Source organism: Mesorhizobium sp. WSM4837 (assembly GCF_055811435.1).
In genome coordinates this window covers 1-22,054 of the sequence record NZ_JBVVQE010000016.1, presented here as the reverse complement: position 1 = coordinate 22,054, position 22,054 = coordinate 1, and the positions used below count along the sequence as shown (strand labels likewise).

The window sequence follows — 22,054 nt, the reverse complement described above, 5'->3', positions numbered from 1 at the left end:
TTGCGGGACCATGCTCTCTTGTTTAAGCATGATTCTTGTCCGCAAACCGGTTCCCACTTTGCGGGATCATGCTCTCTTGTTTAAGCATGATTCTTGTCCGCAAACCGGTTCCCACTTTGCGGGATCATGCTTCTAACCCAACCGCTCGACATAGACCTTGATGCGGCCACCGCAGGACAGGCCGACCTGCCAGGCGGTCTCGTCGGCGACGCCGAACTCCAGCATCTTGGCCTTGCCGCTGTCGATGACGTCGACCGCCTCGGTGACCACCGCGCCTTCGACGCAGCCACCAGAGACGGAGCCGTGGAAATTGCCTTCCGCGTCGATGACAAGGTGGCTGCCGACCGGGCGCGGCGCCGAGCCCCAGGTCTCGACCACGGTGGCAATGGCGACATCCTTGCCGTCTTTCATCCAGCCTTCCGCGATGATCAGCGGATCGCGGGCCTCATCGAGATAAATGCTGTTTTCCATCACCGCTTCTCCCGGAGAAAACATATGACTATGCTGCGCCTCTCGCGCCACCCTCAATCCATCTGCGTGGGTCGACGGAGCGCGCCGAAGTCTTGTCCAGCGATGCGCACAGGTCGGCGAGCGCATCGAGATTGTGCACCGAGCGAAATTCGTCGACATGCGGCAGCATCGCCTTGACGCCGCGGGCACGCGCCTCGAAGCCGTCGAAGCGCAGCAGCGGGTTCAGCCAGATCAGCCGCCGGCAGGATTTGCGCAGGCGCTCCATTTCCTCCGACAGGCCGGCAACGTCGTCGCGCTCCAGCCCGTCGGTGATCAGGAGAACCACCGCACCCTGCCCCAGCACACGCCGCGACCACAGCCGGTTGAATTCGCCCATCGTATCGCCGATGCGGGTGCCGCCCGACCAGTCCATCACCGCCGCCGAACAGTCGGCGAGTGCTGCGTCTGGATCGCGATGGCGCATCTGCCGCGTCAGATTTGTCAGCCTGGTGCCGAAAACGAAGGCGTGCACGCGCCGGCGCTTTTCGGTCAGGGCATGCAGAAAATGCAGGAAGATGCGCGTGTACTGGCTCATCGAACCGGAAATATCGGCAAGCACGACCAGCGGCGGGTGAACCTCGCGGGCTGAACGGAATTTCGGCAGGATCAATTCGCCGCCGGTGCGCGCAGCGGAACGCATCATGGCGCGCGGATCGATACGGCGACCATGCGCATCAGACTTGAAGCGGCGTGTCCTGACCATGTCGAAGGGCAGCCGTAACTCGGCGATCGCCTTCTTGGCGTCGATCATCTCGGCGGCGTTCATCTGGGCAAAATCCTTGCCCCTCAGCACCTCGTTGCCGGAAAATGTGAAGCGGGCGTCGACCTCGATCTCGGGGATTTCCTGCGCCGGCTGGTTCTTCTGGTGGCCCTCGAACATCGCCTGGCTGACGCGGTTTTCCGCAGCCCGCGGCTTTTGCTTCTCTCTGATATCAGGCGCCACCGGCGAAAACATCGCCAGCATCTTTTCGATCAGTTCGTGCGATTTCCAGAACAGCCGGAAGGTTTCGTCGAAGGTGGGGTGATCCTCGTGCCGCGATACCAGCACGGCATGCAGCGTCCAGTAGAAATCGTCGCGGGAACCGATGCCGGCGGCCAGCACCGCCTCGATGGCATCCTTGACCGAGGCCGGGCCGACCCGCATGCCGGCCTTGCGCAAGGTGCGGGCGAAATAGACGATGTTATCGGCGATCCGCCCGTCCGGCGTGGCCTCTTTCGGTTCGGGATGCGGCGTTGCCATCGCCCTACTCCGCCGCCGAAAGCTCGGCCTTGACCTCGTTGAGGATGCGCCGGCTTTCGCCCTGCTCGATACGGGCAATGTCGTCCTGATATTTCAACAGCACGCCGATCGTGTCGGAAACGGTTTCCGGATCGAGCGCCACCTTGTCGAGTTCGGTCAGCGCGCCGGCCCAGTCGATGGTCTCGGCAACACCCGGCACCTTGAACAGTTCGATCTGGCGCAGCTTCTGGATGAACGAAACCACCTCGGCCGACAGCCGGCTGTTGGCCTGCGGCACTTTCCGGCGCACGATTTCCAGCTCGCGCTCGGCATTCGGATAGTCGACCCAGTGATAGAGACAGCGGCGCTTCAGCGCGTCGTGGATCTCGCGGGTGCGGTTGGTGGTGATGATGACGATCGGCGGCTCCTCCGCCTTGATCGTGCCGAGCTCGGGCACCGTCACCTGGAAGTCGGAGAGGATTTCGAGCAGGAACGCCTCGAAGGCCTCATCGGTGCGGTCGAGCTCGTCGATCAGGAAAACCGGGGCGGCGCCCGCCTTGCCGGTCAGCGCGTCGAGCACCGGGCGGCGGATCAGGTATTTTTCGGAAAAGACGTTGCGTTCCATGTCGGAGCGGTCAACCTTGCCGGCCGCCTCCTCCATGCGGATCTCGATCATCTGCGCGGCGTAATTCCACTCGTAGACGGCCGAAGAGACATCGAGGCCTTCATAGCATTGCAGGCGGATCAGCCGGCGGCCGAGCGCTTGCGCCAGCACCTTGGCGATCTCGGTCTTGCCGACGCCGGCCTCGCCCTCGAGGAACAGCGGCCGATTCATGCGCAGCGACAAGAACAGCACGGTCGCCAGCGACCGGTCCGCCACATAGTCCGCGCCGGTCAGGAGATCGAGCGTCTCATCGATCGTCCGCGGCGTAGGGCGTGGTTTCAACCCGGTCATTCTCTCTCCGTGGGTGCGGCCCATCCAGAGCCTCTACAGAGCGTGATAGCCGCGGTCGTGATAGATCAGCGGCCGCAAATTATCGCCGATACGCAGGCCTGTCACCTTGCCAAAAAGCACACGGTGGGTGGCCAGATCCTTGGTATCGATCAGTTCGCAGTCGAACACGGCAAGCGCGCCCTTCAGTGTCGGCGCGCCGGTCGAGATCATATCCCACTCGGCGAGCGCGAAGCGTTCCTCGACGGGCAGGCCGGTGAGGCCGGAAAAGCCCACCGACAGCGCCTCCTGGTCCGAAGCCAGCGCGTTCAAGGCGAACCTGCCATTCTTCACGAACGGCTCGTTCTTGGGATTTTCGCGATCGAGGCAGACCAGGATGGTCGGCGGCGTGTCCGACACCGAACAGGCTGCAATGACAGTCGCACCGCGCCTGCCGGCGGAACCATCGGTGGTGACCACATGGACGTGGCCGGCAAAATGGGCCATCGCGTCGCGATAGGCCTGCGGCCCTATGTCGTTCTTCTTCAGCACCGGCGATTTCCATTGGTTTGAAGCGAGATGAACCCAACCGTTATATATGGCGGCATATTGCATGCCACAAGCGAAGTGGTTGACACGCATCCTGAATTTCGCGTGTTGCGTGAAAGCTGACCAGCCTTTAGGTCTTGGCAGGAAGTGGCGCCGGCAAACACGCGACCGGCGCGGAGGAATTCTTCGCTCGCATGCGACCCCGGACAATAGGCACGACAACGACAATAGCGGTGCTGGCCTGGCTGTCTCTCGCCGGTGATGCGAACGCTGAGACGCTGCTGGTCGGTGTCGCGGCACCACTGTCCGGGCCGTCGGCGACCCTCGGCAAGCAGATCGAGGCGGGCGCCGGCCTGGCAGCAGCGGCGAACGGTGCTCAACTCAAGGTTGTCGACGACGCCTGCACGGCCGATGGCGGGGCTGCCGCGGCGAGAGAATTCGTTGCGTCGAAAGTCGGCGTGGTCGTCGGCTTCCTCTGCACCGAGGCGATCGAGGCGGCACTGCCGATCCTGAAGGACGCCGACATACCGGTCATCACCGTTGGCGTGCGCACCGAAAGTCTGACCGACCGGCGCGCCAAGACCGGCTGGCCGATCTTTCGGCTCGGGCCGCGCGGCGATGACGAGCGGAACGCCGTCGCCTTCAATCTCACCCGCCAATGGCAGAACGAGCTGTTCGCCATCATCGACGACGGCACGATTTACGGCCGCGAAATCGCCGAGACGCTTCGGGCGGCAGCCGAGCAGGCGGCGCTGAAACCGGTGTTCGTCGACACATTCAGGCCGCAGCTCGACAACCAGATCGGGCTGCTCGGGCGGCTAAGGAAGGCCGGCGCAACGCATGTCTTTGCCGGCGGCGACGGCGAAGACATCGCCATCATGGGCCGCGACGCCGGCCAGCTCGACGCCGGCATCATTTTTGCCGGCGGCGAAGCGCTGCGCACAGCGCCCGGCGACGTGCCTTATGCCACGGGCACGCTGATGTTTGCGCCGCCCGAATGGGCCGATGTCGCCGACTCCAGGGTGCTCGAAAGCTTTGCCGCACAAACGATCGTGCCGGACGGCTACACGCTGCCGGCCTATGCAGCGGTCGAGATCGCCAAGGCGGCGACAGCCCTGGCGGACCCCCCCGGCAGGCCACTGGCCGATGCGCTCGCCGCGCATGACTTCAGCACCGCGATCGGACCGATCCGCTTTGACGGCAAGGGCGACTTGACCGAAAACCTTTATCGGGTCTTCCGTTTCAACGGCGCAAATTTCGTGCCGGCGGAGGCCAAATGATGTTTCGCACCGGGCCGCGCAATCTCATCACCGATGTCGCCGGCCTGCGTGTCGGCAACGCTTCCGATGCGAGGCTGAAGTCCGGGGTGACCACCATCGTCTGCGACGAGCCGGCAGTGGCCGGTGTGCAGATCCTGGGCGGTGCGCCGGGCACCCGCGAGACCGACCTGCTCGAGCCGCACAATTCGATCGAGGCGATCCATGCCGTGGTGCTTTCGGGTGGCTCGGCTTACGGCCTCGATGCCGCCTCCGGCGTACAGGCGGCACTACGCGAAAACGGCATCGGCGTGGAGGTCGGCGGCTTTCGCGTGCCGATCGTGCCGGCGGCGATCCTGTTCGACCTGCGCAACGGCGGCGACAAGGACTGGGGCCGCTATCCGCCCTACCGCGATCTCGGCTATGAGGCGGCACAGGCAGTCGGCATCGATTTTCCGCTCGGCACGGTCGGCGCGGGCACCGGTGCCCTGAGTTCCGGCCTCAAGGGCGGCCTCGGATCGGCCTCGACGATGCTCGACAGCGGCGTCACCATCGGCGCACTCGTCGCCGTCAATCCGACCGGCTCGGTGACGATCGCCCGAAGCAGGCACTTCTGGGCAGCGCCCTTCGAGATCGGCGACGAGTTCGGCGGACTCGGTTATCCCACGCCGATGCCGAAGAACGCGAAAAGGATCCTGCTGAAATTTCGCGACAAGCACGTCGGAGGCAACACGACCATCGCCGTCATCGCCACGGACGCCCTTCTCACCAAGGCCGCCGCAAAACGCCTGGCGATATCAGCGCATGACGGCTTCGTGCGCGCCATTTGGCCGACACATACGCCGGCCGACGGCGATCTGGTTTTCGCGCTGGCGACCGGCAAGAGCGGCATCGAGCTCGCGCCCAACGACGCCATCGAGCTTTACGCCGTGGCCGGCGCCACCATGGCGCGCGCCATCAGCCGCGGCGTCTTTGCCGCAACGCCCGCCGATGGCGACCTGTTTCCGGTCTGGTCGTCGCGCTGAATGCGGGCTGCCGTGGCCCGTCATCAGGTGGGGTCGGATTTTTCCTCCTCGAACGTGACCGCGACATCCGAATTTGCCGACAGCCGGACTTTCTGGCCCTCGACTTCGGCTACGAGGCTGAGCGGAATAAAGTGGTGATGCCCCCTGTGGGCGCCCTCGCCGCTGTCGCGCTTGGTCAGCTTGATTCGTTGTCCCTCAACTTTGTCGACAGTGCCGACATGGACGCCGTCGGCGCCGATCACTTCCATATGTTCGCGAATGCTGGCTGCATCGGTCATTGTGGGTTCTCCATTTCAAGCTGCCAACATAAACAAATGACGGCACGATTGGATGCATCGGGTTGCGTCTCAGAGGGCACGACGTTTTGACGATGTCGTGATAGTGATCGAAACAACGCTGGCTGCTCAAACGGAAATCCGATGCGAATTCTCGTCCTGTTTGCTGTGTCCCTCCTTGCCCAGTTTGCAACTTCGCTCGCCGCGCATGCCGGCGATGTTGCCGAGCTTGAAATCCTCGGCTTCACCGGGGATGGCGGCGCCTTCGCCTTCGAGGAGTACGGTGTCCAGGACGGGTCGGGGTTTCCCTATGCCAATCGCTATTACATCAACACCGCCGACGACAGTTTTCTCAAGGGCACACCGATCAGGGTGCGGCTTGACGACGAGAACGCAACGCTCGACGCGGCGCGTCTTGCAGCCCGGCAGAAAGGTGAAGCTATTATCAAACAGGCGGAATTGACGGCGAATCGCGGCATCACCGCCGGCTCCAACCCGGTGACCGAGCTTTCGGCCGATCCGTTCCGCATGGTGGTCAACCCGCGGCCGATCTTTTCGCCGGTCGATGATCCGCTCGAGTTCCGACTCGACGAGATCGGCATGAACGATACCGAAACCTGCCAAAACCTTGGCGAGATCAACGGCTTTCGCCTGTTGCGCATCGAGGCGAAAGGCGGCGGCAAGACTGAACTCCTGCACGAGGACAAGTCGATCCCCAAAACCAGAGGCTGCCCGAACGGCTATCGAATCGGCGCGGTGCAGACATTTTCCATGCAGGGCCTCAGCGCCTATGCCGTGCTGATCGCGGTGCGCCAGTACGGCTTCGAAGGGCCTGACTATCGCTGGATCGCGGTGACCGGCCGGCTGTGACGTCGCTCCCCGCCATACGCAGCGGCGTCCTGGATCGCATCCGCAAGGCCTTGCCGTCGCCGTCCGCCGCAGTTTGCGGCGCCCTGCTGTGGGCCGCCGCGATGGGCGCCAGCGCACTTGTCAATCTGCTGCTGGACGACTGGGTGACCCCGGCAAATATCCGCTTCGTCTCGTTGCTCTATGCGGCGGGCGGTGCGCTCGCCTTTCCGGTTGGCCTGTTCCTGGCGCGGCTCGTCTCGCTCGGGCGGCATTGGCAAGTAGCCTTGGCGGCCGCCTTTGTCTGCCTTCTTGCCACCACGATCGGCTTCACCGGTGGGCTCTTTGCGCTGCAATACCGTTCCTACTATGCCCAATGGCATGAACCTGCACTGACCATTGGCTGGTCCATCCAGTTCGTGCACACCATGGCAACGGCGTTCTATCAATTCATCGTGCTGGGTATCCGGCTTTATTTTCCGCTCGGTTTCATCGCGCTTGCTCTCGCCAGCATCTGGTTTGCGCGGCAGCAGCGTTGAGCATTTTGTCTGCCTCTGTTACGACGCGGGCGAACGCCCTCGCAAGTCAGGACTGACCGATGATCCCTCGCTACTCCCGGCCGGAAATGGTGGCCATCTGGTCGCCCGAAACCCGGTTCCGCATCTGGTTCGAGATCGAGGCCTACGCTTGCGACGCGCTGGCCGAGCTCGGCGTGATCCCGAAGGAGGCCGCCAAAACGATCTGGGAAAAAGGCGGAGCCGCCAAGTTCGACGTCGAGGCGATCGACGAGATCGAGCGCGTCACCAAGCACGACGTCATCGCCTTCCTCACCCACCTCAGCGAATTCGTCGGGCCGGACGCCCGCTTCATTCATCAGGGCATGACCTCCTCGGACGTTCTCGACACCTGCTTTGCCGTGCAGCTCACCCGTGCCAGCGACATCCTTCTGGCCGACATCGACGGCCTGCTTGCGGCGCTCAAGCGCCGCGCCTTCGAACACAAGGACACCGTCACCATCGGTCGCAGCCACGGCATCCACGCCGAGCCGACCACCTTCGGCGTCAAGCTGGCGCAGGCTTATGCCGAATTCTCGCGCTGCCGCGAGCGGCTGGTGCACGCGCGCGAGGATATTGGGACATGCGCCATATCAGGTGCAGTCGGCACCTTCGCCAATATCGATCCCTATGTCGAAGAACATGTGGCGAAGCAACTCGGATTGAAGCCGGAGCCGGTGTCGACGCAGGTGATCCCGCGCGACCGCCATGCGATGTTCTTTGCGACGCTCGCTGTCATCGCCTCGTCGATCGAACGGCTGGCGACGGAAATCCGCCATCTGCAGCGCACCGAGGTGCTGGAGGCCGAAGAGTATTTTTCGCCCGGGCAAAAGGGCTCGTCAGCGATGCCGCACAAGCGTAACCCGGTGCTGACCGAAAACCTCACCGGGCTTGCGCGCATGGTGCGTTCGTTCGCGCTGCCGGCGATGGAGAACGTGGCGCTCTGGCACGAGCGCGACATTTCGCATTCGTCGGTCGAGCGCATGATCGGCCCGGATGCGACTGTGACGCTCGATTTCGCGCTATCGCGGCTGACCAGTGTCATCGACAGATTGCTCGTCTATCCCGACAACATGCTGAAGAACATGAACAAGTTCCGCGGCCTCGTGCATTCGCAGCGTGTGCTGCTGGCGCTGACCCAGGCCGGCGTCAGCCGTGAGGACGCCTACCGGCTGGTGCAGCGAAACGCCATGAAGGTATGGGAGCAAGGCGCTGATTTCCTTGAGGAACTTTTGGCCGACAAGGAGGTCACCGCAGCCTTGCCCGAGGCCGAAATTCGTGAAAAATTCGACCTTGGCTATCATACCAAGCATGTCGACACGATCTTCAAGCGGGTGTTCGGAGAAGCGTGAGGCCACGCGGTTTTGACCGGTCCCAGCCGGCGGTTCCAAGCTGGAGCACCCTCATCGGACCGCGGAGCCTGTCCTCGGGCTTGCCGAAGGCAAGACCCGTGGGCGGCCGCCTTCTCCCACAAACAAGGGGAGAAGGTAAGACGGCATCGACCTCGCCGCACCGTCAGGTTCGAATAATCAAGCCTTGCCGGGAACGGTCCTGATCACCGTTCCCCACGGGTCCTCGCGCGTCGCTGCATCAGTCACATTGTCGGACCGCATTTCGACCCAGGCGAGGCCGGACCGGGAAGGATCGCGACGGCCGGCGCCGGCGCTCTGCCACGAATTGGCGCCTATGTGGTGGTGGTAGCCGCCTGACGACAGGAACACCGCCGCGCCACCATATTTCGCCATGGTATCGAAGCCGAATTCCTGGTGCCACCAGGCCTCGGCGTCTTCCGGCCGTCCGACGCGCAGATGGACATGGCCGATGATGCTGTTGTCCGGCATGCCCTGCCAGGCGGCATTGCCGGCGGGCACGTCGGCGACGACCGACGAAATATTCAGCCGGTCGGTCGCCATCGCTATCTTGTCACCATTCCACTTCCAGTCCTCATGGCGGCGGTCGGAATAGATCTCGATGCCGTTGCCTTCGGGATCGGTCAGGTAGAGCGCCTCGCTGACCAGATGGTCGGAAGCGCCGTCGATGCCGATATTGTTGGCGATGGCGTGGTTGATCCAGCGCCCGAGGTCGGCCCGGCTGGGCAGCAGGAAGGCAGTGTGAAACAGGCCGGCGCTGCGCGGATCGTCAGGCTTCGCCGCTGCATCCGCTTCGATGTCGAGCAAGGGACGATTGGCGGCGCCCAGCGTGATCGTGCCACCGGTGCGGCTCAGTTCCTGCAGCCCGATGACATCGCGATAGTAAGCGGCCAAGCTTTCGGCATCTCGCGCCCGCAGCCCGACGCGGGCAACGCTGACCGGGGTCGTGGCGGCAAAAGGCAATTCGCTCATCAAAGTCTCCGTTTGGCCGGCCTTCGACGAGATCCCCAAAACCAGGAGCCCGCGCCACCTACCATCGTACGTCGTGTCAGTTCCAAATCCTGGGTCTCATGTACACGGCTGTTTCTTTTCCCGATGACAGATCGTCGTTCTTGATCGTTCACACAAGACGTCAAGAAGCGAACATGGTGTTCACAATTATGAGCAATCGCAAAATGATCAGACCCAGTTGCGCATGATCTTGTTCAAAAACCGCTTCACACTTTTTGGGATCATGCGCGGTTGCACGAAACCGTGTCCCTCGCTACATGCGCGCCATGAAAGTCAGGGATGCAGACATTCTCATCGTGCCGGGCTACACCAATTCCGGTCCCGACCATTGGCAGAGCCGCTGGCAATCGAAATTGTCGACGGCGCGGCGCGTCGAGCAGGCGGAATGGTCGAAGCCAGTGCGCGAAGACTGGACGGCGAGCGTGGCGAAGGCGGTCAACGAGGCCGAGCGACCGGTCGTCATCGTCGCGCACTCACTCGGCGTCGCTGCCGTGATCCAGGCAATGCCGCAGTTCCAGCGTCCGGTCGCCGGAGCCTTCTTCGTGGCGCCGCCCGACGTCGCCAATCCAGAGATAAAACCCAGGCACCTGATGACCTTCGGACCTTATCCGCGCGAGCCGCTGGCATTTCCCTCGGTGGTGATCGCCAGCCGCAACGACCCGTTCTGCACCTTCGAGGTGGCCGAGGACATTGCCGGCGCCTGGGGCTCGCTGTTCATCGACGCCGGCGAGGCCGGACATCTCAACGCCGATGCCGGCTTCGGCCCGTGGCCGGAAGGCTCGATGACTTTTGCGAAATTCCTGACCGACCTTTAGTGCATGTCGCCCAAAAGCATGCCCTCGGGCCTGACCCGAGGGTGCGAAGCGGTTTTGGGACGACATGCATAAAACAAAGACTTTAAGCGCGTTACATTCCCTTCAATGCGACGCGCTTTAGGCGCTGATCGAGTCCCTCACGCTCTTCAGCAGGGTCTTTGCCCCCAGGCCGATCAGCGCATGCTCGGAGCCCATCGCCAGCAGCCGGTAGCCCATCGACACCACACGGCCGGCGATGGCCGGCTCGATGACGTAGATCGCGGCATGCTTGCCGGCCTTGCGCGTCCGCTCGGCGATCGAGGCGACTGTTTCCATCATGCTTTCGAGCGTCGAGTTGACGGCGGCGCCGTTCGACCAGGCAATCGAAAAATCCGATGGGCCTAGGAAGATGCCGTCGATACCCGGCGTGTCGAGGATGCCGTCGAGTGCATCGAGCGCGGCGCGCGTCTCGACCATGGCGAAGGCCATGGTGCGCGCGTTGCTGTCGCGCAGCCAGTCGGCATAGTCGCCCTTGCCATGACGCGGAAAGGCGTAAGTCGGGCCCCAGGAACGCTCGCCGAGCGGCGGATACTTCATGGCGGCAGCGAACAGCCTGGCGTCCGCCACCGAATTCACCATCGGCGCAATCACCGCCTCGGCTCCGAAATCGAGCGCGCGGCTGGCCATGTCGAAGCGGCCGACCGGAATGCGCACCAGCGCCGGTTTGCTGGCGGCCAGCACCGGCGCAAGGCCGCGCAGCACGCTGTCCTCATGATGTCCGCCATGCTGCATGTCGAGCGTGACGGCATCGAAACCCTGTCTGGCAAGAATCTCGACCGTCAGGGCATCAGGCACGCCGGACCATGCGGTGCACAAGGTTTCATCGGCCACAAGGCGTGACTTGAGGGACATGGGCGCCTTTCTTATTCGACCTCGCATCGGCCCAAAATCGCCGACAAAGTCGGCCCGACGCGAGGAGTCAAAGTTTTAGAGCGTACTTTCCGAATGGATGCACGTCACTCTAATGCAGTTCAGCCGGAAACAGCTGCAAAGGCAAAGAAAAACCGCCCGGAGGGGCGAGGCGGTCGATTGGTCCAGCGTGTCGATTGGCTCAGAGCAAAGGGTCAGGTGTTCTTGATCTGCTCGATTGCCTGCGCCATCAGATCGTCCATGGTGCGGCGAATCTGATGATCCGACTGGACGACCCCGGCTTCGTCGAAATCCTTGCGGATCTTGCGGAAAACGTCGTGGTCGCCGGCTTCCTCGATATCGGCGAGGACGACCTGGCTGGCATAGGCTTCGGCGTCGGCCCCGGCCTTGCCGAGCTTTTCAGCGGCCCACAGGCCGAGCGCCTTGTTGCGGCGGGCCGCAGCCTTGAACCGGAGTTCCTCGTCGATTACGAACTTGCGCTCGAAGCCCTCCTCGCGATCTTTCATGCTGCTCATGGCATCCCTCCGGTCAAATCCGATTTGGTTGGCAGTCGAAATATGTGTCTTGCCCAGCACAAACCAAAAGGCCGCGGGCCGGTCAATATGCTACATCACTTGCTGCGCTGCGGCATTTCATTCCGGAAAGCGGTGATTGAAAGGATTTGCCGATTGAGCAAACACTGCGATTGGGATAGACACCGGCATTGAACCCCTACCGTTGCCGCACTAATTTAGGCGTACGGACAGGAACTGGTCGCTTGCCGCCTGCCCGGAAATCCAGAGAAAAGATCAGATGAAAAATCGCCGCCGCATTTATGAAGGCAAGGCCAAGATCCTCTATGAGGGCCCTGAGCCGGGAACACTGATCCAGTTCTTCAAGGACGACGCGACCGCTTTCAACAAGAAGAAGCACGAAATCGTCGATGGCAAGGGCGTGCTCAACAACCGCATTTCCGAGCACATCTTCAACCATCTCAACCGGATGGGCATTCCGACCCATTTCATCCGCCGGCTCAACATGCGCGAGCAGCTGATCAAGGAAGTCGAGATCATCCCGCTCGAGGTGGTCGTGCGCAATGTCGCCGCCGGCTCGCTGGCCAAGCGTCTCGGCATCGAGGAAGGCACCGTGCTGCCGCGCTCGATCATCGAATTCTATTACAAGGCCGATGCGCTCGACGACCCAATGGTGTCTGAAGAGCACATCACTGCTTTCGGCTGGGCAAGCCCGCAGGAGATCGACGACGTCATGGCGCTGGCCATCCGCGTCAACGACTTCCTCTCCGGCTTGTTCATGGGAGTCGGCATCCAGCTTGTCGACTTCAAGATCGAATGCGGCCGGCTGTTCGAAGGCGACATGATGCGCATCGTCGTTGCCGACGAGATCTCGCCGGACTCGTGCCGTCTGTGGGACGTGGCGACCCAGGACAAGCTCGACAAGGATCGTTTCCGCCGCGACATGGGCGGTCTGGTCGAAGCCTATCAGGAAGTCGCCCGCCGCCTCGGCATCATGAACGAGAACGAGCCGCCGCGTCCCGCCGGGCCGGTGCTCGTCGCCTCGACCGATGGCCTCAAAGGCAAGCCGCACTGAGATTTCTTGCCGCTCAACACGTCGAACAGGAGCATGTCCAGCGTGATCAAGGCCCGCATTACCGTCACTCTCAAGAACGGCGTGCTCGACCCGCAAGGCAAGGCGATCGAACACGCATTGTCCGGGATGGGCTTTGACGGCGTCGGCCAGGTGCGGCAGGGCAAGGTTTTCGACGTCGAGCTTGCCGAGAGCGACAAGGCCAAGGCCGAGGCCGATCTCAAAGCCATGTGCGACAAGCTTCTGGCGAATACGGTGATTGAGAACTATAGTGTGGCCATTACCTGAGGTTGTGCCGGAGGGTATATGACTGAAGCCACGAACGAGTTGATGTACGAGCTCCTGAAGCGTGTGCACCACGAAGTTGCTGAACTTCGACCAGATGTTTCCGAAGTGAAGCGGGAGTTGAACGCAATTCGGGGTCACATGGTCGCAACGCAAAGCGACATCCATAACATCTACGGCATTCTTGGCCGTCAAGACGATCGTCTCGAACGTATAGAGCGCCGTCTCGAATTGCGTGGACTTGCCGAAGCCCAGGGGCCTTACGAACCGAAATGAAATCAGCCGTCGTTCTTCTGCCGGGCCTCAACCGTGACCGCGACATGATCGCGGCGCTGACCAAGATTTCGGGAACGCCGCCGGTCACGGTCTGGCAGACCGATACCGAAATCCCCGACGTCGACCTGATCGCCATTCCCGGTGGCTTCTCCTTCGGCGATTATCTGCGCTGCGGCGCCATTGCGGCGCGCATGCCGGTGATGCGGGCGGTCGCCGAAAAGGCGGCCAAGGGCGTGATGGTCATTGGCGTCTGCAACGGCTTCCAGATCCTGGTCGAGGCCGGCCTTTTGCCAGGCGCCTTGATGCGCAACACGTCGCTGAAATTCGTCTGCCGACAGGTCAAGCTGCAGATCGCCAACGCCAACACAATGTTCACCCGCCGCTACCAGCCGGGCCAGATCATCCGCTCGCCGGTGGCGCATCATGACGGCAATTACTTTGCCGACGCCGAGACGCTGCGCAGGCTCGAAGGCGAAGGCCAGGTCGTGTTCCGCTATGCCGAAGGCACCAATCCCAACGGCTCGATCAACGACATTGCCGGCATCATCAACGGCCAGGGCAATGTGCTCGGCCTGATGCCGCATCCCGAGAACCTGATCGAAGCGGCGCATGGGGGCAGCGACGGCCGGGCGCTGTTCGAAAGTGCGCTTGGCATCGCCGCTTGATATCTTCAGCGTTCATCTTTTTTCCGAATTCGAAATAGGCGCCGCATGAGCCCGAGACAGACGATCGCCCGCCTCGCTCTTGTCGCCGCCGCCTGCCTTGTGCTCGCCTCCTGCCAGTCGAAGCCGAAGAACGCGCCGGCGCCTTCGGGCAAGAGTGCGGCGCTGCTTGCCATGGAACAGGTGGCGATCGCCGCCCACAAATGCTGGATCGCCAGCAAGGATCCCGCTTTCAAGCCCTATCAGATGGCCAACGAGCTGAATTCGTTCACCGGCACGCCGCGCTTCCTGCTGGTTCCGGTCAAGCATTATGGCGGAAAGCCGTTGCTGGTCGTGCAGGCACAGGGCAATTCACGCCGGGTTGACGTGTACGGTCCGCTGATGGCCGAACCGCTCGGCGCACGCATCGGCTCGGACATTGCCCGCTGGCAGGCTGGCAATCAGGCCTGCGGTGCGGCTGCATAGGGCAGTGAGCCGCTGCCTGCAGGTCGCCGGTCTGGTCATCGGCTTGGCCGCACTTGTCCTGCAAATCTGCATCACCGTTCCAGCGTCGATGGCAGCCGGCCGCAGTTTTGTCGGCTCGCTCGTCTTCTATTTCAGCGCGTATTCTCAGTCCCAGAACGGCCTCAGACCCTCACGATGGGCGTCGGCACGCGAGATGCCGATATCCTTGAGCTGATCGTCGGTCATTTCCAGCAAGACCAGCCGACTGCGCCGGCGATCCAGCAAGCGGCCGATCCGGTTTGCGAGTGAGTTGACCATTTGCACCAGGCGACGGACATAGCCTTGCCGGCCTGACGGGCGGGCTCCGGGCAATCCAGCTCTCATGTAACGGATTGTATCGATTGAAGCCATTTTCTTGCTACCAAAATTCGAGATTGTACCTATTTGTTGCGCGGTCACATATGTATTGACTCTCAAAACGGTGCAATATAGAAAATTGTCACCATGACAAATTGGCTTCCCGACCTTTCCGCCGGCTCCGGGCCGCTCTATCAGCGGCTTGCAGATTCCATCGAAACGGACATCGACCGTGGCTTGATCGCCGCCGGGGCAAAATTGCCGCCGCAGCGCGATCTGGCATACGACATCGGCACGACCGTCGGCACGGTCGGCAGGGCCTACCAATTGTTGCGCGAGCGGGGCCTGGTGAGCGGCGAAGTCGGACGCGGAACCTATGTGCTTGGCCGGCATGACACCAAGACCGATCTGCTGGCGCCCGACCCGCAGGTGGAAGGCACGCGCTATATCGATGCGCCTCGCGGCAAACTGCGCTTCGACAGCACGGCTGCGCCTGATACCGGCCAGGGCGCCATTGTCGCCGATGTGCTTTCGCGCACGGCGCAGGAGCATCCGTACGAGATTTCAAGCTATACGCGGGATTTTCCCAACCGCTGGGTCGAGGCCGGCTGCAGCTGGCTGTCGCGAAATTCGTTTCGCCCAAGCCCCGATGGCATCGTTCCGACGCTCGGCACCCATGCCGCGGTTATGGCGGCGATTGCCGCGCTGACCACGCCCGGCGACTATATCGTCTTCGAGCACCTCACCTATTCGCAGATTTCTCGCAGCGCCGGCCTGATCGGCCGCCGCACCGCGCTGGTGACGTCGGACGCGGAAGGGCTCGATCCAGAGGATTTCGAGCGCGTCTGCGCGCAAAAACACCCGAAAATGATGTTCCTGATGCCGACGGCACAGAACCCCACACTGGTGACGCTGTCGGCGACGCGCCGCGAGGCCATCGCGCGCGTCGCGCGCGAATACAATGTCATCCTGATCGAGGACGATCTCTATGGCGATCTGACCGACGACCCGACGCCGCTCCTGGCCGAATATGCCCCCGAACGGACCATCGTTGCCGGCGGCCTGTCGAAATCGGTTGCGGCCGGCGTTCGCGGCGGCTGGCTCGCTTGTCCGCCGGCCTATCGCCACCGGATCCGGGTCGCTCACAAGATGCTGACGGGTGGCCTCCCCTTCCTGCTGGCGGAAGTGTGTAGCCGACTGGTTCTGTCCGGCCAGGCCAGCGAGATGCGCAAGCGCAGCATCGTCGAGATCAACGCGCGCGTGGCGATCGTGCGCGAGACACTAGCCGGGTTCGACTTCAACGCACTAGACAATGTGCCCTTCGTCTGGCTCACCCTGCCTGATCCATGGCTTTCCGGCACCTTCAAGAACGCCTGTCTCGAACATGGCGTGCTCATCGACGATGAGGACGAGTTCAAGGCCGGGCGTTCCGAGCAGGTTTTTCACGGCGTGCGGTTTGGCGTTTCACAGCCGGAGCGACGAGAGGACATCGCGGGCGGCGTCGGCGTGATCCGGCGGCTGCTGGACGAGGGCCGCGCCGGCTACGACAGTTTCTCCTGAACCGGCTTGAAACCGGCGGGCAGAGTGGCGATCTTTCGCTACTTGCTGCACCCTTTCCATCGTTTTTCGTCGCTTGATGGGTGTATCGGCTGCAAAGCTTGCGATAAGACGGGACTCGATCCCAAGGACATAAATTGCCGCCCATGACCATTTCCAATTCCGTGCCGATCACTCCGGAACTCATTGCCGCGCACGGGCTGAAGCCCGACGAATATCAGCGCATCCTCGATCTGGTCGGGCGCGAGCCGAGCTTTACCGAGCTCGGCATCTTTTCGGCGATGTGGAACGAGCACTGCTCGTATAAATCCTCGAAAAAGTGGCTGCGCACGCTGCCCACCACCGGGCCGCAGGTCGTCCAGGGCCCGGGCGAGAATGCCGGCGTGGTCGATATCGGCGACGGCGACTGCGTCGTCTTCAAGATGGAGAGCCACAACCACCCCTCCTTCATCGAGCCCTATCAGGGCGCGGCGACCGGCGTCGGCGGCATCCTGCGCGATGTCTTCACCATGGGCGCCCGGCCGATCGCGGCAATGAACGCGCTGCGCTTCGGCGCGCCGAACCATCCCAAGACCAGGCACCTGGTTGCCGGCGTCGTTGCCGGCGTCGGCGGCTACGGCAATTCCTTCGGCGTGCCGACGGTCGGCGGCGAAGTCAATTTCGACGCGCGCTACAATGGCAACATCCTGGTCAACGCCTTTGCGGCGGGGCTGGCCAAGACCGATGCGATCTTCCTGTCGGAAGCCAAGGGCGTCGGCCTGCCGGTCGTCTATCTCGGCGCCAAGACCGGCCGCGACGGTGTCGGCGGCGCCACCATGGCCTCGGCCGAATTCGACGACAGGATCGACGAGAAGCGGCCCACCGTCCAGGTCGGCGACCCGTTCACCGAAAAATGCCTGCTCGAAGCCTGCCTCGAACTGATGGCGTCCGGTGCCGTCATCGCCATCCAGGACATGGGTGCTGCCGGCCTCACCTGCTCGGCGGTCGAGATGGGCGCCAAGGGCGACCTCGGCATCGAGCTCGACCTCGACAAGGTGCCGGTGCGCGAGGAGCGCATGAGCGCCTATGAGATGATGCTGTCGGAGAGCCAGGAGCGCATGCTGATGGTGCTGCGCCCCGAAAAGGAAAAGCAAGCCGAGGCGATCTTCCACAAATGGGGCCTCGACTTCGCCATCGTCGGCAAGACAACCGACGACCTGCGCTTTCGCGTGCTGCACCAGGGCGACGAAGTCGCCAATCTGCCGATCAAGGACCTTGGCGACCAGGCGCCGGAATATGACCGTCCCTGGACCGAGCCGAAGAAGCCGGCGCCGCTGGCGGCCGGCGATGCACCGCAAGCGGATGTCGCCGAGGCGCTGCTGAAACTGCTTGGCGGGCCCGACCTGTCCTCGCGCCGCTGGGTATGGGAACAATACGACACGCTGATCCAGGGCAATTCGCTGCAGCTTCCGGGCGGCGATGCCGGCGTGGTGCGCGTCGAGGGCCATCCGACCAAGGCGCTCGCCTTCTCCTCCGACGTCACGCCGCGCTATTGCGAGGCCGATCCGTACGAGGGCGGCAAGCAGGCGGTGGCCGAATGCTGGCGCAACCTTACCGCCACCGGCGCGCTGCCGCTCGCGGCCACCGACAACCTCAATTTTGGTAATCCGGAACGACCCGAGATCATGGGCCAATTGGTCGGCGCCGTGAAAGGCATCGGCGACGCCTGCCGCGCGCTCGGCTTTCCGATCGTCTCCGGCAATGTCTCGCTCTACAACGAAACCAACGGCCAAGGCATCTTGCCGACGCCGACCATCGGCGGCGTCGGACTGATCGCCGACTGGTCCCAGATGGCGCGGATCGGCTTTGCCGCCGAGGGCCAGATGATCCTGCTGGTCGGCGCGCCGTCCATGTGGGGAACGCATCTCGCCCAGTCGGCCTATATGCGCGACATCCATGGCCGCACCGACGGCCCGCCGCCGCCGGTCGACCTCGACCATGAAAAGCGCGTCGGCGACCATGTACGCGCCCTGATCGCCTCCGGCGTCGTCACATCAGCGCATGACGTTTCCGATGGCGGCATTGCCGTCGCGCTGGCCGAGATGGCGATGGCGTCCGGCATCGGCGCGACCGTCCCCGGCCTGGTCGGGACCGATTCGATCCCGGTCTGGTTCGGCGAGGATCAGGGCCGCTACCTCTTGACGCTGTCGATCGATCCGCAAAGCAAGGAATGGGACGCCATTCGCGAACAGCAGAGCAAGCTCGGCATCTTCGCACCGTGGATCGGCTCGACCGGCGGCCGTGAGTTGAAACTTGGCGAGGCGCGGGCGATCGCTGTCGGCGAATTGACCGCTGCCCACGAATCCTGGTTTCCTCGCTTCATGGCAAATGAGGTCGTGGACCCCTGATTTGATCGAGTGGGCCCGTTTTCGGTGTGGTTCATCCGCCGTTCGATCATATCTATGAGATCTGAACAAGGAATTCTCGCATGGCAATGGACGCGCACGACATCGAACGGCTGATCAAGGAAGGCATTCCGGACGCCAAGGTGACGATTCGCGACCTGGCCGGCGACGGCGACCATTATGCGGCCGAAGTGGTGGCCGAAAGCTTTCGCGGAAAAAGCCGCGTCCAGCAGCACCAGATGGTCTACGACGCGCTGAAGGGCAATATGGGCGGCGTGCTGCACGCGCTCGCACTGCAGACCAGCGTGCCGGAGTAAGCTTTTTTGGGGGTTTGCTGGCTTGGGAAAATAGCCGTCCGACGCTCTTGGCCCAGGCCATCCTTTGCGCCATTTGCGTGACGAGGGCGGCAAACGTCTTGTTTCAGGCAACCTATGGGTTTATTTGAAAGGGAATGTTTCGAGCCCGACTCCCGCGGGCATGAAAGGATTTTCTATGAGCGGTATCAACGACTACATCGACAGCGAAGTGAAGGCCAACGACGTCGTTCTCTTCATGAAGGGCACGCCCGGTTTCCCGCAATGCGGATTTTCCGGTCAGGTCGTGCAGATCCTCGACTATATCGGGGCCGACTACAAGGGCGTCGACGTGCTGACCTCGGCCGAGCTGCGGCAAGGTATCAAGGAATACTCCAACTGGCCGACGATCCCTCAGCTCTACGTCAAGGGTGAGTTCGTCGGCGGTTGCGACATCGTCCGCGAGATGTTCCAGGCAGGCGAACTGCAGACGTTCCTCGTCGAAAAGGGCGTCAGCGTCAAAGGCGCCGCCTGACGGACATTTAGGGCACTTCGCCAAGCTGATTATCTCCCCGGTATCGGGGCACAAGACGAATGAATGCGCCGGTGCGCCGGCGCTTTTTCGTTTGAAGATCGGACTTTGCCGTGGATCAGCATGCAGAAGCGCAGCAACAGGCAAGCACCTTGCCTATTCCGCGCTGGGAATTCATCGCGCTGTGCGCGGCATTGATGGCGCTCAACTCGCTGGCCATCGACATCATGCTGCCGGCGCTGCAGCAGATCGGCGCCTCGCTGGGCGTGGAAAATGAAAACCACCGCCAATATGTGATTGCCGCGTACATTCTCGGCTTTGGCGGCGGACAGCTCTTCTTCGGGCCGATCTCGGACCGCTTCGGACGCCGCGCTCCGCTCGTCGTCGGACTGGTTATCTACGTCGCAGCGGCGAGTGCGGCGGCGATCGCCCCGACATTCGCTACGCTTATCCTGTGCCGGGTGGTGCAAGGCATCGGCGCCGCGGCCACACGCGTCATCGCCGTCTCGATCGTGCGCGACACGTTCGATGGCCGGCGCATGGCTGAGGTGATGTCGCTGATCTTCATGGTGTTCATGGCCATTCCGGTGGTGGCGCCAGGCATCGGCCAGTTCATCATGCTGTTTGCCTCCTGGCACTGGATCTTCATCACAATGGCGGCAGGCGCACTGGTCGTCTCAGCCTGGTCGCTGCTGCGGCTGCCGGAAACGCTGCATCCCGAATATCGCCGGCCGCTGACGGCATCATCCGTCCTTGGCGGTTTCCGCATCGTGCTGACCAATCGCATCGCGCTCTGCTATGCCTTCGCCAGCACTTTTGCCTTCGGCGCGATGTTCGGCTTCATCAACTCGGCGCAGCAGATCTATGTCGGCGTCTTCGGCGTCGGCGAGATGTTCCCGGTGATTTTCGCAGGGATAGCCGGCGTGCTCTCGTTTTCGAGCTATCTGAATTCGCGCCTTGTCGGCCGCATCGGCATGCGCCGCCTGTCGCAAAGCGCGCTGCTCTTGTTTCTGGCCATCAGCCTCGCCTGGCTGGTCGTTTCCCTCCAGATGAAGATGCCGCTCTGGCTTTTCATCACCTTCTTTGCCTGCACGATGGTCCCGTTCGGCGCACTCGGCGCGAATTTCAACGCGCTCGCCATGGAGCCGCTCGGCCAGTTGGCCGGGACGGCGTCGTCCATTCTGGGCTTCATGCAGACCTTCCTCGGCGGTGTGCTCGGCACGCTGATCGGCCAAGCCTTCAACGGCACTGTGACGCCCTTGGCCGCCGGATTCTGCAGCGTTTCGCTTGGCGCATTGGTGATGGTGCTGATCGCCGAGCGCGGCAAATTCTTCCAGCCGCAGAATCCGCCGGTTTAAGGCCGGACGCGTTTCAGGATTCATCCCCGCTCGCTGCGGTGAAGCGAGGGAACAGCAAACGCCCTGCGATCGCTCCACCCATCCTGTCCGAAACCGGCAGTGGCAGAGCCTTGTCGAGGGCCTCGAGGACGGAGGCGACGAAAGCCCGGTTGAGGCTGCCATCATCCCCCAGACGGGAGTAGGTGGCGCGAGGCTTGCCGATAAGTGTGCCGTTTCGGCGAATTGAGAACTGCAGCGTCAGGGTCATGCCCGCGGTTCCGGGCGGCGGCTCCCAACAGGCGACGATCGCGGAGAACATCTCGTTTATGGTGTCGACGGGTTCGGGACTGCGACAGCCGCGTTCCTGCGATGTTGCCGTGTTAGGACCGGCAACCAGGGCAAGGGTAAGGGCGACAATTGCGGACCGAGGTTTCATCTCGGGTCTCCGGTTTCGCGCGGATAAATGTAATCGAATTTATCGACGAAAGCTTCCATCGAGTATCAGCGCTGCGGATGGATCCTTTCAGACGTCGGCGCTTTAGTGGCGCACCATGCCGGCGTCGACATTCAGCGTCTGGCCGGTGATCCAGCGTGCGTCATCCGAGGCCAGGAACGACACCACATCGGCGATATGTTCCGGCTGCCCTTTGCCTTTCATAGCCTGCAGCATCTCGACGAAGCCGAACGCCTCGTTGTGCGGGCTCGCCTTGACCCCATCGCTCTCGATCAGGCCCGGCGTCACCGCGTTGGCGGTGATGTGGTATTTGCCGAGTTCTGTGGCGAGCGCCCTGGTGAAGCCGATGACGCCGCCCTTGGCCGCGACATAGGCCGCCATGTTCGGCGTGCCGGCAAAGAAGCTGTTGGAGGCGATGCTGATCACCCGGCCGGCTTTGCCGGCGGCACGCATCTGGTCTGTTGCCGCGCGGCTGACGATGAAGGTTCCGGTCAGATTGACGTCGATGATCTTGCGCCAATGGTCGAGGTCGACATCGTCCCAGGCGACGAAGGGCACGATGCTGGCGTTGTTGACCAAGATATCGATGCCACCGGTCAGTGCCTGGATCTCGGCGAAC

Annotated in this window: 27 protein-coding genes; 16 read left to right on the top strand and 11 right to left on the bottom strand. The window is 62.6% G+C overall.

Annotated features, from left to right (window positions below):
• Positions 1-132: 132 nt before the first annotated feature.
• The 4 genes from AC0L3D_RS11705 to AC0L3D_RS11690 are packed head-to-tail and all read right to left on the bottom strand — an operon-like array spanning position 133 to position 3,212.
• Positions 133-471 carry an XdhC family protein gene (locus AC0L3D_RS11705; RefSeq protein ID WP_254018040.1) on the bottom strand — a complete coding sequence of 113 codons (339 nt, stop codon included), beginning with the start codon at positions 469-471 and terminating at the stop codon, positions 133-135.
• Positions 472-499: 28 nt separating this feature from the next.
• Positions 500-1,750, bottom strand: a complete 1,251-nt coding sequence (locus AC0L3D_RS11700; RefSeq protein ID WP_473644419.1) for a vWA domain-containing protein — start codon at positions 1,748-1,750, stop codon at positions 500-502.
• 4 nt (positions 1,751-1,754) lie between these two features.
• Positions 1,755-2,684 (bottom strand): AAA family ATPase, encoded by a 930-nt coding sequence (locus AC0L3D_RS11695; RefSeq protein ID WP_027154199.1) that lies wholly within the window; start codon positions 2,682-2,684, stop codon positions 1,755-1,757.
• A 33-nt stretch (positions 2,685-2,717) separates the two neighbouring features.
• Positions 2,718-3,212, bottom strand: coding sequence for a flavin reductase (locus AC0L3D_RS11690; RefSeq protein WP_027154198.1), 495 nt, complete (start codon positions 3,210-3,212; stop codon positions 2,718-2,720).
• Positions 3,213-3,403: 191 nt separating this feature from the next.
• On the opposite strand from AC0L3D_RS11690, the gene AC0L3D_RS11685 reads away from it, so the two are divergent.
• Positions 3,404-4,489 (top strand): branched-chain amino acid ABC transporter substrate-binding protein, encoded by a 1,086-nt coding sequence (locus AC0L3D_RS11685; protein ID WP_473644416.1) that lies wholly within the window; start codon positions 3,404-3,406, stop codon positions 4,487-4,489.
• Positions 4,489-5,490: a P1 family peptidase gene (locus tag AC0L3D_RS11680; RefSeq protein ID WP_473644467.1), complete on the top strand. Its 1,002-nt coding sequence runs from the start codon at positions 4,489-4,491 to the stop codon at positions 5,488-5,490. Before AC0L3D_RS11685 ends, AC0L3D_RS11680 begins: the two co-directional genes overlap by 1 nt.
• Positions 5,491-5,513: 23 nt before the next feature.
• Here AC0L3D_RS11680 and AC0L3D_RS11675 read toward each other — a convergent pair whose 3' ends face one another.
• Entirely contained in the window at positions 5,514-5,768 is a 255-nt protein-coding gene (locus AC0L3D_RS11675) for a DUF2171 domain-containing protein (RefSeq protein WP_023798236.1), read from the bottom strand.
• Positions 5,769-5,909: 141 nt separating this feature from the next.
• On the opposite strand from AC0L3D_RS11675, the gene AC0L3D_RS11670 reads away from it, so the two are divergent.
• The 3 genes from AC0L3D_RS11670 to purB are packed head-to-tail and all read left to right on the top strand — an operon-like array spanning position 5,910 to position 8,517.
• Entirely contained in the window at positions 5,910-6,635 is a 726-nt protein-coding gene (locus AC0L3D_RS11670) for a DUF2259 domain-containing protein (protein ID WP_473644414.1), read from the top strand.
• A complete protein-coding gene (locus tag AC0L3D_RS11665) occupies positions 6,632-7,150 on the top strand; it encodes a hypothetical protein (RefSeq protein ID WP_287171908.1) in 519 nt (172 codons plus the stop codon). The genes AC0L3D_RS11670 and AC0L3D_RS11665 overlap by 4 nt, the downstream gene beginning before the upstream one ends.
• 59 nt (positions 7,151-7,209) lie before the next feature.
• Positions 7,210-8,517 carry an adenylosuccinate lyase gene (purB, locus tag AC0L3D_RS11660; protein WP_287259671.1) on the top strand — a complete coding sequence of 436 codons (1,308 nt, stop codon included), beginning with the start codon at positions 7,210-7,212 and terminating at the stop codon, positions 8,515-8,517.
• Between the two features lie 177 nt (positions 8,518-8,694).
• On the opposite strand, the gene AC0L3D_RS11655 is transcribed toward purB, so the two are convergent.
• On the bottom strand, positions 8,695-9,507 hold the full coding sequence (locus AC0L3D_RS11655) for a VOC family protein (protein ID WP_473644412.1): 813 nt from the start codon (positions 9,505-9,507) through the stop codon (positions 8,695-8,697).
• Positions 9,508-9,812: 305 nt separating this feature from the next.
• Between AC0L3D_RS11655 and AC0L3D_RS11650 the strand changes: the two genes are divergently transcribed.
• Complete coding sequence (locus tag AC0L3D_RS11650) at positions 9,813-10,361, top strand: RBBP9/YdeN family alpha/beta hydrolase (protein ID WP_023798242.1); 549 nt, start codon at positions 9,813-9,815, stop codon at positions 10,359-10,361.
• A gap of 117 nt (positions 10,362-10,478) precedes the next feature.
• On the opposite strand, the gene AC0L3D_RS11645 is transcribed toward AC0L3D_RS11650, so the two are convergent.
• Positions 10,479-11,252, bottom strand: coding sequence for an HpcH/HpaI aldolase family protein (locus tag AC0L3D_RS11645; protein WP_128173190.1), 774 nt, complete (start codon positions 11,250-11,252; stop codon positions 10,479-10,481).
• A gap of 212 nt (positions 11,253-11,464) precedes the next feature.
• Positions 11,465-11,785, bottom strand: coding sequence for a DUF1476 domain-containing protein (locus AC0L3D_RS11640; RefSeq protein WP_091591813.1), 321 nt, complete (start codon positions 11,783-11,785; stop codon positions 11,465-11,467).
• A 277-nt stretch (positions 11,786-12,062) separates the two neighbouring features.
• On the opposite strand from AC0L3D_RS11640, the gene purC reads away from it, so the two are divergent.
• The 5 genes from purC to AC0L3D_RS11615 are packed head-to-tail and all read left to right on the top strand — an operon-like array spanning position 12,063 to position 14,542.
• Positions 12,063-12,857, top strand: a complete 795-nt coding sequence (gene purC / locus AC0L3D_RS11635) for a phosphoribosylaminoimidazolesuccinocarboxamide synthase (protein WP_023798245.1) — start codon at positions 12,063-12,065, stop codon at positions 12,855-12,857.
• 42 nt (positions 12,858-12,899) lie between these two features.
• Positions 12,900-13,142: a phosphoribosylformylglycinamidine synthase subunit PurS gene (gene purS, locus AC0L3D_RS11630; RefSeq protein ID WP_023798246.1), complete on the top strand. Its 243-nt coding sequence runs from the start codon at positions 12,900-12,902 to the stop codon at positions 13,140-13,142.
• An 18-nt stretch (positions 13,143-13,160) separates the two neighbouring features.
• The gene (locus AC0L3D_RS11625; RefSeq protein WP_023798247.1) at positions 13,161-13,415 is read left to right on the top strand and encodes a hypothetical protein; all 255 of its coding nucleotides are present in this window, start codon (positions 13,161-13,163) and stop codon (positions 13,413-13,415) included.
• Entirely contained in the window at positions 13,412-14,080 is a 669-nt protein-coding gene (gene purQ / locus AC0L3D_RS11620; RefSeq protein WP_023798248.1) for a phosphoribosylformylglycinamidine synthase subunit PurQ, read from the top strand. Before AC0L3D_RS11625 ends, purQ begins: the two co-directional genes overlap by 4 nt.
• Before the next feature lie 45 nt (positions 14,081-14,125).
• The gene (locus AC0L3D_RS11615) at positions 14,126-14,542 is read left to right on the top strand and encodes a hypothetical protein (protein WP_128246630.1); all 417 of its coding nucleotides are present in this window, start codon (positions 14,126-14,128) and stop codon (positions 14,540-14,542) included.
• A gap of 144 nt (positions 14,543-14,686) precedes the next feature.
• Here AC0L3D_RS11615 and AC0L3D_RS11610 read toward each other — a convergent pair whose 3' ends face one another.
• Positions 14,687-14,893 (bottom strand): DUF1127 domain-containing protein, encoded by a 207-nt coding sequence (locus tag AC0L3D_RS11610; RefSeq protein WP_473644411.1) that lies wholly within the window; start codon positions 14,891-14,893, stop codon positions 14,687-14,689.
• 132 nt (positions 14,894-15,025) lie between these two features.
• Between AC0L3D_RS11610 and AC0L3D_RS11605 the strand changes: the two genes are divergently transcribed.
• The 5 genes from AC0L3D_RS11605 (at position 15,026) to AC0L3D_RS11585 (ending at position 21,002) form a co-directional block, all read left to right on the top strand.
• Complete coding sequence (locus AC0L3D_RS11605; RefSeq protein WP_473644409.1) at positions 15,026-16,438, top strand: aminotransferase-like domain-containing protein; 1,413 nt, start codon at positions 15,026-15,028, stop codon at positions 16,436-16,438.
• Between the two features lie 143 nt (positions 16,439-16,581).
• A complete protein-coding gene (gene purL / locus AC0L3D_RS11600) occupies positions 16,582-18,822 on the top strand; it encodes a phosphoribosylformylglycinamidine synthase subunit PurL (protein WP_473644407.1) in 2,241 nt (746 codons plus the stop codon).
• Between the two features lie 80 nt (positions 18,823-18,902).
• Positions 18,903-19,136 carry a BolA/IbaG family iron-sulfur metabolism protein gene (locus AC0L3D_RS11595; protein WP_023798252.1) on the top strand — a complete coding sequence of 78 codons (234 nt, stop codon included), beginning with the start codon at positions 18,903-18,905 and terminating at the stop codon, positions 19,134-19,136.
• A 175-nt stretch (positions 19,137-19,311) separates the two neighbouring features.
• Positions 19,312-19,647: a Grx4 family monothiol glutaredoxin gene (gene grxD / locus AC0L3D_RS11590; protein WP_023798253.1), complete on the top strand. Its 336-nt coding sequence runs from the start codon at positions 19,312-19,314 to the stop codon at positions 19,645-19,647.
• Between the two features lie 110 nt (positions 19,648-19,757).
• Complete coding sequence (locus tag AC0L3D_RS11585) at positions 19,758-21,002, top strand: multidrug effflux MFS transporter (RefSeq protein WP_473644405.1); 1,245 nt, start codon at positions 19,758-19,760, stop codon at positions 21,000-21,002.
• A 13-nt stretch (positions 21,003-21,015) separates the two neighbouring features.
• Here the strand turns inward: AC0L3D_RS11585 and AC0L3D_RS11580 are convergent, their stop codons facing one another.
• Positions 21,016-21,249, bottom strand: coding sequence for a hypothetical protein (locus AC0L3D_RS11580; RefSeq protein ID WP_244529057.1), 234 nt, complete (start codon positions 21,247-21,249; stop codon positions 21,016-21,018).
• 270 nt (positions 21,250-21,519) lie between these two features.
• Positions 21,520-22,054 (bottom strand): pyridoxal 4-dehydrogenase, SDR-type (gene pldH, locus AC0L3D_RS11575; RefSeq protein WP_473644403.1); only part of this gene is annotated, 535 nt, incomplete at its 5' end.

Excerpts from the sequence above, each read along its gene's own strand:
- AC0L3D_RS11595 (WP_023798252.1), top strand. The coding sequence starts at position 18,903 with ATGGCAATGGACGCGCACGACATCGAACGGCTGATCAAGGAAGGCATT.
- AC0L3D_RS11605 (WP_473644409.1), top strand. The coding sequence starts at position 15,026 with ATGACAAATTGGCTTCCCGACCTTTCCGCCGGCTCCGGGCCGCTCTAT.
- AC0L3D_RS11680 (WP_473644467.1), top strand. The coding sequence starts at position 4,489 with ATGTTTCGCACCGGGCCGCGCAATCTCATCACCGATGTCGCCGGCCTG.
- AC0L3D_RS11700 (WP_473644419.1), bottom strand. The coding sequence starts at position 1,750 with ATGGCAACGCCGCATCCCGAACCGAAAGAGGCCACGCCGGACGGGCGG.
- AC0L3D_RS11695 (WP_027154199.1), bottom strand. The coding sequence starts at position 2,684 with ATGACCGGGTTGAAACCACGCCCTACGCCGCGGACGATCGATGAGACG.
- AC0L3D_RS11640 (WP_091591813.1), bottom strand. The coding sequence starts at position 11,785 with ATGAGCAGCATGAAAGATCGCGAGGAGGGCTTCGAGCGCAAGTTCGTA.
- AC0L3D_RS11705 (WP_254018040.1), bottom strand. The coding sequence starts at position 471 with ATGGAAAACAGCATTTATCTCGATGAGGCCCGCGATCCGCTGATCATC.
- AC0L3D_RS11645 (WP_128173190.1), bottom strand. The coding sequence starts at position 11,252 with ATGTCCCTCAAGTCACGCCTTGTGGCCGATGAAACCTTGTGCACCGCA.
- grxD (WP_023798253.1), top strand. The coding sequence starts at position 19,312 with ATGAGCGGTATCAACGACTACATCGACAGCGAAGTGAAGGCCAACGAC.
- AC0L3D_RS11615 (WP_128246630.1), top strand. The coding sequence starts at position 14,126 with ATGAGCCCGAGACAGACGATCGCCCGCCTCGCTCTTGTCGCCGCCGCC.
- purQ (WP_023798248.1), top strand. The coding sequence starts at position 13,412 with ATGAAATCAGCCGTCGTTCTTCTGCCGGGCCTCAACCGTGACCGCGAC.
- AC0L3D_RS11580 (WP_244529057.1), bottom strand. The coding sequence starts at position 21,249 with ATGACCCTGACGCTGCAGTTCTCAATTCGCCGAAACGGCACACTTATC.
- AC0L3D_RS11650 (WP_023798242.1), top strand. The coding sequence starts at position 9,813 with ATGAAAGTCAGGGATGCAGACATTCTCATCGTGCCGGGCTACACCAAT.
- purB (WP_287259671.1), top strand. The coding sequence starts at position 7,210 with ATGATCCCTCGCTACTCCCGGCCGGAAATGGTGGCCATCTGGTCGCCC.
- AC0L3D_RS11675 (WP_023798236.1), bottom strand. The coding sequence starts at position 5,768 with ATGACCGATGCAGCCAGCATTCGCGAACATATGGAAGTGATCGGCGCC.
- AC0L3D_RS11670 (WP_473644414.1), top strand. The coding sequence starts at position 5,910 with ATGCGAATTCTCGTCCTGTTTGCTGTGTCCCTCCTTGCCCAGTTTGCA.
- purL (WP_473644407.1), top strand. The coding sequence starts at position 16,582 with ATGACCATTTCCAATTCCGTGCCGATCACTCCGGAACTCATTGCCGCG.
- AC0L3D_RS11625 (WP_023798247.1), top strand. The coding sequence starts at position 13,161 with ATGACTGAAGCCACGAACGAGTTGATGTACGAGCTCCTGAAGCGTGTG.
- AC0L3D_RS11655 (WP_473644412.1), bottom strand. The coding sequence starts at position 9,507 with ATGAGCGAATTGCCTTTTGCCGCCACGACCCCGGTCAGCGTTGCCCGC.
- purC (WP_023798245.1), top strand. The coding sequence starts at position 12,063 with ATGAAAAATCGCCGCCGCATTTATGAAGGCAAGGCCAAGATCCTCTAT.
- AC0L3D_RS11685 (WP_473644416.1), top strand. The coding sequence starts at position 3,404 with ATGCGACCCCGGACAATAGGCACGACAACGACAATAGCGGTGCTGGCC.